This is a genomic window from Gloeocapsopsis sp. IPPAS B-1203 (assembly GCF_002749975.1).
Taxonomy (GTDB): Bacteria; Cyanobacteriota; Cyanobacteriia; order Cyanobacteriales; family Chroococcidiopsidaceae; genus Gloeocapsopsis.
The window spans coordinates 390,939-400,682 of record NZ_PEIG01000005.1 but is presented as its reverse complement, the minus strand read 5'-3'; the positions used below and the strand labels follow the sequence as shown (position 1 = coordinate 400,682).

Annotated in this window: 11 protein-coding genes and 1 pseudogene; 3 read left to right on the top strand and 9 right to left on the bottom strand. The window is 41.8% G+C overall.

Annotation, left to right across the window (positions count from 1 at the left end):
* Together CSQ79_RS11720 and psbA are read left to right on the top strand one after the other, a co-directional pair.
* Window positions 1-125 (top strand): annotated as a pseudogene (locus CSQ79_RS11720) (photosystem II q(b) protein); the annotation flags it as partial.
* Window positions 126-447: 322 nt separating this feature from the next.
* Complete coding sequence (gene psbA, locus CSQ79_RS11715) at window positions 448-1,530, top strand: photosystem II q(b) protein (protein WP_099701339.1); 1,083 nt, start codon at window positions 448-450, stop codon at window positions 1,528-1,530.
* Between the two features lie 66 nt (window positions 1,531-1,596).
* On the opposite strand, the gene CSQ79_RS11710 is transcribed toward psbA, so the two are convergent.
* From CSQ79_RS11710 to CSQ79_RS11670, 9 genes are all read right to left on the bottom strand, one after another.
* Window positions 1,597-2,751 (bottom strand): iron-containing alcohol dehydrogenase, encoded by a 1,155-nt coding sequence (locus CSQ79_RS11710; protein WP_099701338.1) that lies wholly within the window; start codon window positions 2,749-2,751, stop codon window positions 1,597-1,599.
* 56 nt (window positions 2,752-2,807) lie between these two features.
* Window positions 2,808-3,506: a type 1 glutamine amidotransferase domain-containing protein gene (locus tag CSQ79_RS11705; protein WP_099701337.1), complete on the bottom strand. Its 699-nt coding sequence runs from the start codon at window positions 3,504-3,506 to the stop codon at window positions 2,808-2,810.
* 66 nt (window positions 3,507-3,572) lie between these two features.
* Window positions 3,573-4,157 carry a TetR/AcrR family transcriptional regulator gene (locus CSQ79_RS11700; protein WP_099701336.1) on the bottom strand — a complete coding sequence of 195 codons (585 nt, stop codon included), beginning with the start codon at window positions 4,155-4,157 and terminating at the stop codon, window positions 3,573-3,575.
* 146 nt (window positions 4,158-4,303) lie between these two features.
* The gene (gene ppk1 / locus CSQ79_RS11695) at window positions 4,304-6,466 is read right to left on the bottom strand and encodes a polyphosphate kinase 1 (protein WP_099701335.1); all 2,163 of its coding nucleotides are present in this window, start codon (window positions 6,464-6,466) and stop codon (window positions 4,304-4,306) included.
* 229 nt (window positions 6,467-6,695) lie between these two features.
* Complete coding sequence (locus tag CSQ79_RS11690; protein ID WP_099701334.1) at window positions 6,696-6,902, bottom strand: hypothetical protein; 207 nt, start codon at window positions 6,900-6,902, stop codon at window positions 6,696-6,698.
* A gap of 198 nt (window positions 6,903-7,100) precedes the next feature.
* A complete protein-coding gene (locus CSQ79_RS11685; protein WP_099701333.1) occupies window positions 7,101-7,463 on the bottom strand; it encodes a phage holin family protein in 363 nt (120 codons plus the stop codon).
* 74 nt (window positions 7,464-7,537) lie between these two features.
* Window positions 7,538-8,086, bottom strand: a complete 549-nt coding sequence (locus CSQ79_RS11680) for an HdeD family acid-resistance protein (protein ID WP_099701332.1) — start codon at window positions 8,084-8,086, stop codon at window positions 7,538-7,540.
* 243 nt (window positions 8,087-8,329) lie between these two features.
* Entirely contained in the window at window positions 8,330-8,584 is a 255-nt protein-coding gene (locus CSQ79_RS27705) for a glycoside hydrolase 100 family protein (RefSeq protein ID WP_289501053.1), read from the bottom strand.
* A 173-nt stretch (window positions 8,585-8,757) separates the two neighbouring features.
* On the bottom strand, window positions 8,758-9,015 hold the full coding sequence (locus CSQ79_RS11670) for a hypothetical protein (protein WP_099701331.1): 258 nt from the start codon (window positions 9,013-9,015) through the stop codon (window positions 8,758-8,760).
* A 149-nt stretch (window positions 9,016-9,164) separates the two neighbouring features.
* Here CSQ79_RS11670 and CSQ79_RS11665 point away from each other — a divergent pair, with 149 nt between their 5' ends.
* A complete protein-coding gene (locus CSQ79_RS11665) occupies window positions 9,165-9,737 on the top strand; it encodes a DUF3611 family protein (protein WP_099701330.1) in 573 nt (190 codons plus the stop codon).
* Window positions 9,738-9,744 lie beyond the last annotated feature (7 nt).

The following is a 9,744-nucleotide window of genomic DNA, read 5'->3' as shown; positions in this document are numbered from 1 at the left end:
TGCTCAACCGCGCTAACTTGGGTATGGAAGTCATGCACGAGCGCAACGCTCACAACTTCCCTCTCGACTTAGCAGCAGGCGATGCTACTCCAGTTGCTTTAACTGCTCCTAGCATCAACGGTTAATTTTTAGCCTGAATCTAATCTCAGAAGCGCCTCCTACTCAGGGGGCGCTTTTTGCTATGGGAATCTTTGTAACAAACGCTAGCAAAACTTAATACAAGTTAATTGATTTATAGCAAAAATCAATGTAAATACTAAGAATATAGAGTCAGTAAATTCCCAAATATACTATCGTCTTCGGGAAATGAATGTATTGGTGTGAGGAGTCGTAAGGATCGAGTGTACAAGACCTGGCTCTGAGACGAAATAAGACAACGCTTAGAAAACATCGTTTTTCAATAAATTATCCGCAAATTAATTAAACACTTTTTTCCTGAATAGAACCATGACTACAATACTACAGCGACGCGAAAGCGGTAATCTGTGGGAGCGGTTCTGTGATTGGGTCACGAGTACGGAAAATCGATTGTACGTTGGTTGGTTCGGCGTACTGATGATTCCGTGTTTGTTAACCGCTACCGTTTGTTTCATTATTGCCTTTATTGCCGCTCCACCTGTCGATATTGATGGCATTCGCGAACCTGTTTCCGGTTCTTTACTTTACGGAAACAACATTATTACTGGTGCTGTTGTTCCTTCTTCTAATGCGATCGGCTTGCACTTTTACCCAATTTGGGAAGCAGCTTCTTTGGATGAATGGTTATACAATGGTGGACCCTATGAACTGATTGTCTTTCATTTTCTTATCGGTATCTTTTGCTGGCTAGGTCGGCAATGGGAACTTAGCTACCGCTTAGGAATGCGTCCTTGGATTTGTGTAGCTTATTCTGCACCTGTCGCTGCTGCAACGTCTGTCTTCTTGATTTACCCGATTGGGCAAGGTAGTTTTTCTGACGGTATGCCTTTGGGTATTTCTGGTACATTCAACTTTATGCTTGTATTTCAAGCAGAGCATAATATTTTGATGCATCCCTTCCATCAGTTGGGTGTAGCAGCAGTGTTTGGTGGTTCGTTGTTCTGTGCTATGCATGGATCTTTGGTGACGTCCTCGTTAATTCGGGAGACTACCGAGATTGAATCACAGAATTTGGGATATAAGTTTGGACAAGAAGCAGAAACTTATAGTATTGTCGCTGCTCACGGCTACTTTGGACGATTGATTTGGCAGTACGCTAGTTTTAACAACTCGCGATCGCTACACTTTTTCTTAGGTGCTTGGCCTGTCGTTGGTATCTGGTTTACAGCTTTAGGTATCAGCACAATGGCATTTAACTTGAATGGTTTTAACTTTAACCAATCAGTGCTTGACTCGCAAGGTCGTGTTGTAACAACCTGGGCAGATGTCTTGAACCGCGCCAACTTGGGAATTGAAGTCATGCACGAACGCAATGCTCATAACTTCCCACTTGATTTGGCTTCGGGGACTCCTGTTCCGGTAGCTGTGAGTGCACCCACAATTAGTGGTTAATGTCTATCAGCAACATCTCATCAGCAGTTAGCGTCCTCTTGTGAGGACGCTTTTTTGTGTTGTTCACTAAACACTGAGTGTTAAGATTTCTTCAACAACTTGAGGAGTAATATCTTGTTTCTCACCAAGTGCTACCATCCCGCGATTTTTTAGGCGATCGCTAATCTCAGGAATTGTTTCGGCTGAGACATCGTATGCAGACATCCGCGTGGGGACACCGACAGATTCAAAGAAGTGGCGCGTACGGGCGATCGCTTCTGTAATTATTTGTTCTTCATCCCCTTGAGTAATTCCCCAAACTCGCTTTGCATATTGCAATAGTTTTTCTCGCTTGGTATCGCGCTTAATTTCCAACACACTAGGTAAAACAACAGCCAAAGTTTGACCGTGATCTAATCCATGTAAAGCAGTTAATTCATGCCCAATCATGTGCGTTGCCCAATCTTGGGGAACTCCTGCACCAATTAAGCCATTAAGTGCCATTGTGGCACACCACATCACATTCGCCCGTGCCGTGTAATCAGTAGGATGAGCGATCGTTTTCGGTCCTTCCTCAATTAATGTTTGCAAAATGGATTCTGCCATGCGGTCTTGTAGAGGTGCATCAGCAGGGTAAGTGAGATATTGTTCTACAGTGTGTGTAAACGCATCGACAATACCATTACTGATTTGCTTGGGTGGTAAAGAAAATGTCGCTTCTGGATCGAGAACTGAAAACTTAGGAAAGACTAAAGAACTACTGAAGTAAAGCTTTTCGCGGGTTTCTTCTTTAGTCACAACAGATGTAGAATTCATCTCTGAACCCGTTGCAGGTAATGTGAGAACAGCACCGAGTGACACTGCTGCGCTAACTGGGGCTTTTTTTGCCAAAATATCCCAAGGATCTCCTTGAAAAGGTATCGCTGCGGCGATAAACTTTGTTCCATCTAGAACTGAACCACCACCAACTGCAAGGAGAAAGTCAATGTTTTCTTGACGGGCAAGTTTTACAACTTGCATCAATGTTTCCAGACGAGGATTAGGTTCAATTCCACCAAATTCTAGAACTGTAAAGTCTTGAAGTGCAGCTTTTACTTGGTCGTAAACACCGTTTTTCTTGATGCTACCACCGCCATAGGTTATCAAAATTTTTGCTGCTTGCGGCACTTCTTGGGGAATTTTAGCAATTTGACCTTTACCGAAAAGAATCTTGACGGGGTTGTGGAAGATAAAGTTTTGCATAGAATTTTTTGGTTAGTGTAAGGGGGCTTGGCAATGCCAAACCCTGATAGTTAATTTCAGGCTGTAGCGGGTGCAGTTGCCGCACTTTCGATTAATTGCAGCATTTGTTCAGCAACACCTGCGGCTGAAGCGGGGTTTTGTCCAGTGACGAGGCGATCGCTTGTTACAACGTGTGCCTCAAAATTTGCTGCTTTGCTAAACTCTGCGCCTTGTTCTTTTAATTTTGATTCGAGTAGAAACGGCACAGCTTCAGTGAGTTCTACTGCGGCTTCTTCTTCGTTTGTGAAGCCAGAAACAGTTTTACCTTTGATGAGATACTCACCGTTGGCAAGTTTGATATTGACTAATCCTGCAGGTCCATGACAAACTGCACCGACAACACCACCTTGGTCGTAGATATTGGCAGCAATTTGGGCAAGTTCTTGATTGTTGGGAAAATCCCACATTGTGCCATGCCCGCCAGCATAGAAAATGGCATCGTACTGATCGGGTTCTATTTGTGATGGTTGCAGTGTATTTTCAACTTGCTTAACCTTCTCAGGGTCATCCAAAAATGCTTTGTTGAGGGGATCTTCAAGTTTTACTCCGTCCATTGGCGCTTTTCCACCTTTGGGACTCACAAAATCAACCTCATAGCCCGCCCGAGTAAATACATCATCCGGATGTGTTACTTCTGAAAGATAAAAACCTGTCTTTTTCCCTGTGTTACCAAGTTCTTCATGACTTGTAACGACAATCAAAATCTTCTTATGCATAGAATTCTTCCGTTATTAGACTGGTCTACTACTAACTAACACAGTATTTTGAGTAAAACCTAACTCTTAGGGCTTAAGAACAACATCAAACATCACACTCATAAAAGTCTGTAGAGGAACAGGACTTTTTGTCACTTTCATTTGTTGTAATGCCCCTTCCCAACTGTTCAGGCAGAAATCAGCAAGAACACCAACGTCTAAATCTGATGAAATTTCTCCGACCGCTTGGGCTTGCTGTAAACAATCGATGTAGCGATCGCGCCATTGGGCAAATATTTCTTCTAAGCGCAGACGAAACCTTTCATTTTGATCTGCTAATTCTTGACCGAGATTACCTAATAGACACCCTTCACGACACTGCAACGAGGAAAATTCTTCGTACTTTGCTTCAAAATATCGTCGCAAGCGAGTTAAAGGTGAAAATGTTTCATCCTTAAGATAGTGGTCTAATACTCGATTGTGTTCGCAAACATCATTTTCAATAATTTCCAGCCCAAAGTCCTCCTTACTTTTGAAGTAGTAGTAAAACGAACCTTTAGGTACTCCTGTTGCTTGCAAAACTTCCTGTATCCCTGTGTGGTTGTATCCCTTTTCTTTGAGGAAACGCGCACCAGTTTTTAGGAGTGCAATTTTTGTGGTGTCCTTGCCCATGACCTTATATTAGACCAGTCGTCTACAAAAATCAAGAGTGCTTGGCAAATCAAAGTGAAATTACTGCTAAAGATTTTGCTTAAGTGTACCTTCGTACACTTTTCTTGGGTAGCCTCCGACTGAAGTCGGAGGGCATTTGTGATTTTTCAGCTAGCAACTGCATCGCGTGCCATTTGCATCAAGATATTTTGCGAACTAGCTTCGGGGCTATCTTCGGTAGGTTGCCTTTGGATATAGCTGCCATTTGGTTGTAATTCCCAAGCTTGGCGGTTATCAGCTAGCATAATGCCTAAAATTTCTTGGAGATCTTTAGCAATTTTCGGGTCATGAATTGGAGTGATGGCTTCAACGCGGCGATCTAAGTTACGCGGCATCCAATCGGCACTACCAATAAAGATTTCTTCTTGACCATCATTGTGAAAGTAGAAGATGCGGGAGTGTTCTAAAAAGCGCCCGATAATACTAATCACGCGGATATTTTCACTGATATCTTTCAGCCCAGGACATAAGCAACACATACCACGAATAATCAGATCGATTTGCACGCCTGCTTGAGAAGCTTCATACAACGTTGCAATAATTTGCGGATCGACCAGAGAATTCATCTTAGCAACAATGCGCCCTGTTGAACCATTGTGGCAATGTTCGATTTCACGATGAATCAAAGCTAAAAAGCGATCGCGCATATTCACTGGCGCAACTAACAACTGACGATAAGACTTTTGGCGCGAGTATCCCGTTAAGTAATTAAACAAATCTGTCAAGTCTGCACCTAAATCTTCCCGACAACTAAACAATCCCAAATCTGTATACAGTCTTGCTGTTTTAGGATTATAGTTACCTGTGCCAACGTGAACATAACGATGAATGCGATCGCCCTCGCGGCGTACTACCATTACGATCTTAGAGTGAGTTTTTAAGCCAGTTACACCATAGACGACATGAACTCCCACACGTTCTAAGCGCCGCGCCCAATAAATATTATTTTCCTCATCGAAACGGGCTTTGAGTTCAACTAAAACAGCAATTTGCTTGCCATTTTCTGCAGCTGCAATCAGTGCATTAACAATGGGAGAGTCACCAGAAGTGCGATAAAGAGTCATTTTGATCGCTAGTACATCTGGATCGTAGGCAGCTTGGGTAATAAACCGCAGTACTGTAGAGGAAAAAGATTCATAAGGATGGTGTACTAATAAATCTCCCTCCTTAATGACCGAAAAAAAATCTTTTCTTTCCTCAGATTCCTGAATTTCTGGATTAAGTTGAGGAATGCTGATTCCTTGTACGCGGGATGGTACTACGGACTTCCAAGGTGGATCTTTCAGTTCAGGTAGAGGCAATGCCATAAATGACATCAGATCGCCTAAACCAAGCAACCCTTGAATTTGATAAACATCACTTTCTGCTAAATCTAACTCTTGTAATAGCTTTGCTTTAACTGGTTCTGGAGTTTGAGATTCTATTTCTAGCCTCACTGTCGAACCACCGACACGCCGCTTGCGGAGTTCTTGCTCAATCGCCTGTAGCAAATCGTCTGCTTCATCTTCTTCAAGTTCCAAATCAGAATCGCGGGTAATGCGAAACAGGTAATACTCCTGAATATTCATTCCAGGAAACAGCGACTCTAGATTGTGTGCCAGTACTTGTTCCAAAAGCACTCCAGTCCAATGCACAGGTTGTCCTTGAATTTGAACTCCTAAAGCTGCTGGTAGTGCTAAGAAGCGGGGTAACGCTTTAGGCACTTTCACCCGTGCAAAAAACTCTGCTTCAGTTTCTGGATTTTTAACAACGACTGCCAAATTCAGACTGAGATTGGAGATGTAAGGAAATGGATGGCTAGGATCAATTGCTAGCGGGGTGAGAACTGGAAAAATTTGTTCTTCAAAGTAATTTTGTAAATAAGTCCGTTGTTCTTGATTTAAATCAATATAGTCAAGAATATGAATGCCCTCTTTTGCCAAGGTAGGGCGAATCACTTGCTCAAAGTGTTGGTGTTGTTGAGTTACTAAAGGACGAAGTCGTTGACTAATTGCTTCTAACTGTTCTTGTGGTGTCCGACCGTCAGGAGTCAACTTAGATACTTTTGCTGCAACTTGTTCTTTTAATGCAGCAATACGTACCATAAAAAATTCATCTAAATTAGAACTAAAAATTGCCAAAAACTTGAGTCTTTCTAGCAATGGAGTACGCGGATCGCAAGCTTCATGTAGTACTCGATGATTAAACTCTAGCCAGCTCAATTCGCGATTGAAGTAGTATTGTGGATCTTTAAGATTAATTTCAGTTTCAGTTTTTTTTGTTCTAGGCATATTAGTAAATTATTGCCAGGAGAAATTTTTTAAACTAGAGGCTGAGACAATTTTAGGATTAAATTTTGGAACCACCGCTTTGTAAAGCTAGTGTCGTCTGCATATTTTTCAGATTTAATATCTAGCCAACACTGATTTAGTCAAATTCATTATCTTTTAAACTATCTCACTCTTAAATCAATACTTTTTGTTTACTTCTTAACATCTGGCGACTAGTTTTTGTGTTTTGCTAAAACACCTCATTTTCAATTCCCTGCCACCATTCTCCCAAATTCATCAAATCTTGGTGTATGTCTGTCAATTCCTGGGCGTATTCTTCTGGCGAAGTTGTAGCGCGGCGTTCTTGAAGTTTCTGCAAGCGTAACTGGATCAACAACCAAGGCTTGGAAATACTGTTTGTTGCTTCCAAGTACTGTGCTAGCTCTTGACTATTCATAAAAAAACAGCAGTGCGGGTTAATTTTATCCTATTGTGAATGTTACGCTTTGCGATCGCCAGAACCAGAGGGTATATCACTTCTCTAAATTCAGACAACATCAAACACGCAAATCTAAACTTTATCTGACTTCTTTAATAAGGACACAACCACACAGCAGTGCCCTTTGCAACGCAATATACTCATGCATGACTTAAGTTAAACTGCAACCAAGCCCGTTTGGCGCAGGATAAAAAAGAGAATAGAGTTAACAATGCTGAGTGCGATCGCGCCTAAAATTGCACTGCCAATGCCCCATCTCAAGCGAAATCCCTCAACTAACCAGGCTGCCAGACCAAACACAATGATACTGCCGATTAAGGGAATTAACCCCAGACTTAAAAGGGCATTTGCCGTTCTAAACCAGCCAGGTAACAACGCCCAGATGCCATTGAACGCACCAATAATTGCCCCAGCAATCAAAGCAATCCAAGCATTATCAACCTCAACACCTAGAGGTAGTTTTGAGATGATTAATAAACTAATCGCGATGACGACGACTGAAATTAAAAAGCCAAGCATTTAAACGCTCCTTAAACACAACTTTAAACGTTTCTCCTAGCAAAATCTTACCTGCGATCAGACACTATTCAAGGCTAAGTAGCCCGCGGTAATGAAGATAAGATCAGCATCCAAATACCATTAAATAAAAGGGTAATTCCAATAAAAAGTCCGAGCATCCAATCTGCGTTGAATGGCCATTCAGACCAAATGAGGATACCTAAAATAACTCCTAGAATGCCGCTAAATAATACCCAGCCCCAATTGCGAACAGGACGCAGATCAAATGCAAGCAGCACTTGCAACACACCTTGAACAAAGATGGTGATTCCTAGTATGAGTGTCAGGGCGATCGCTCCTGAAAGGATATTCGTTAAAACAACAATCCCAGCCCCAAAATAGAAGATACTCAGCAGCATCCAGACAAACTGACCTGCTCCTCGCGATCCAAAAGCATAGATAAACTGAGCAATTCCAGCGAAAATGAATATCCAGCCAAATGCTATTGTCGAAGCAATGGTTGCATAAACAGGTCGAGCAATAGCAGCTAGCCCGATAATTACCAATAAGATCCCAACTACGATACCGATTCCTGAGCTACCAGTGCGTTCTCTATCCCTCACTTCAGGGTCTGTAGTTCTCATTCAAATCTCCTTGTGTTTAATTTAAGTCCCTTTATCCAGTAGATTTTTACTAATCTTTACTAGCGTTTGGGTTAAAACATCCTTGGATTTTTGAGCGTAGCGTAGGTGTTAATGCATTTGACTAATTCTAATTAGACACTCAACCTTTAACTTACCATGTTGGTATCATCGAGGTCGGGAAATTCTCGCCCTGACGATAAGTCACAACTAGAACCCTCAATTTCCTCCTCAAAACTCAGTAACTCAACGTGTTTTAAGTTTGCCACGCTCTCTTTTGCACTCAGCAATCTGGCGATCGTCCAAGCTTGGTATAATTCTCGCTTCTTTACCAATTAAGCGCCCCTGTTTGCCATCATAGTATTCAGGAAATCCATCCTCAATTAACTGAGTTTCAGCAAGTGCGATCGCGCGATGAGCTAATTCTTGTTGCCCTATTTTTTGTGCAGCAGCGCAAACCAAAGTAAAACGGATCAGTTTTTTAGGGTCACATCCCGTCACAATTTGCTACTCCCAACCTTCTACAGCCGGAAAGCAGAGCTTGATAGGCATATAACTAATCAGGTCATGCCAACTTAGTACTGAGGTGAAGAATGTTTCGTCAATTTTGAGAGATTAATCAGACTACTGTTTATATAATGTCTCTGGGTACTCTTAGCTTTGTCAACTCCCGTTTAACCAAACAGCTTAGTCATAGGGAACAACCAAATCACCAGTACCGTGAATGGAACCTCAAGTTGAAACCTGATAGGCTGTTTGCCTAGTTCTTCTAGTGATATCGCGCCTGAACCATTCTGCTCGAATTCTTCTGAACTGGGCTGACACTGCGACCGAACTAATCGTAAGCCCAATAGCGATGCTAAGCCATGTAAAGAACCATGTTGTTTATAGTTGATTTGTCTAAATTGACTAATACATATAGTAGAAAACATCTACTCGCTACATCCTTCCAAGGGTTAGTTTGACTTAGATTAATGTTTGATACTTAAACAGGATGCGCTGTATTAGCAGTTAGTAAAACATATATTTATAAAATCTAATCAAAATCAAAAGATAGTTTATTAAGTTTAAGAAGAACGCAATGTCGAATAACTTGAATTTCTACTTACCTGCACCGACTAAACAACGATTTGCAGCTACTTTTCGCGTAGTTAGGCGCGTTAGCTTCTGGGTCCAGTTAGGGCTAGGTACTGTTTCTAGCTTGGCTTTATTATTGGCTATATTTAGCCGTAATACTACTGTTCAAGCAACGACAAATCCAGTCATGGCGTTTGGCGTCTTTTTAGGGATTACTGGCATTTTAGTGCTGTGCTTTAGGCTCTATTTGTCTTTTCGTTATCGGCGTTTAGACAGAACTTTACAGTCACCTAATCGGCAATTACATCCAAAAAAAGAGGAAGTACTTCAATTATTAAACACTGGATTAATTGTTAGTTTGATTGGTCTACTGTTAGCTTTTTTAGCATCTGAAGTGACGATCACTGCCGTAGCAGCGAAAGCTCTAGCACTACCTCAAGGAGTGGCAGCTTATACCTCGACAAATTCTATTCGTCCTTTGGATATTTTTGTGGTGTTAGCAAACGTCAATCTGATTGGCGCTCACTTTGTTGGCAGTGTGATTGCACTGGGACTGTTTAGCTGGCTGGATGAATAATCAAGAT

Coding starts and splice junctions, on each gene's coding strand:
- psbA (WP_099701339.1), top strand. CDS start 448: ATGACTACAATACTACAGCGACGCGAAAGCGGTAATCTGTGGGAGCGG.
- CSQ79_RS11710 (WP_099701338.1), bottom strand. CDS start 2,751: ATGCAAAACTTTATCTTCCACAACCCCGTCAAGATTCTTTTCGGTAAA.
- CSQ79_RS11705 (WP_099701337.1), bottom strand. CDS start 3,506: ATGCATAAGAAGATTTTGATTGTCGTTACAAGTCATGAAGAACTTGGT.
- CSQ79_RS11700 (WP_099701336.1), bottom strand. CDS start 4,157: ATGGGCAAGGACACCACAAAAATTGCACTCCTAAAAACTGGTGCGCGT.
- ppk1 (WP_099701335.1), bottom strand. CDS start 6,466: ATGCCTAGAACAAAAAAAACTGAAACTGAAATTAATCTTAAAGATCCA.
- CSQ79_RS11690 (WP_099701334.1), bottom strand. CDS start 6,902: ATGAATAGTCAAGAGCTAGCACAGTACTTGGAAGCAACAAACAGTATT.
- CSQ79_RS11685 (WP_099701333.1), bottom strand. CDS start 7,463: ATGCTTGGCTTTTTAATTTCAGTCGTCGTCATCGCGATTAGTTTATTA.
- CSQ79_RS11680 (WP_099701332.1), bottom strand. CDS start 8,086: ATGAGAACTACAGACCCTGAAGTGAGGGATAGAGAACGCACTGGTAGC.
- CSQ79_RS11670 (WP_099701331.1), bottom strand. CDS start 9,015: ATGTTTTCTACTATATGTATTAGTCAATTTAGACAAATCAACTATAAA.
- CSQ79_RS11665 (WP_099701330.1), top strand. CDS start 9,165: ATGTCGAATAACTTGAATTTCTACTTACCTGCACCGACTAAACAACGA.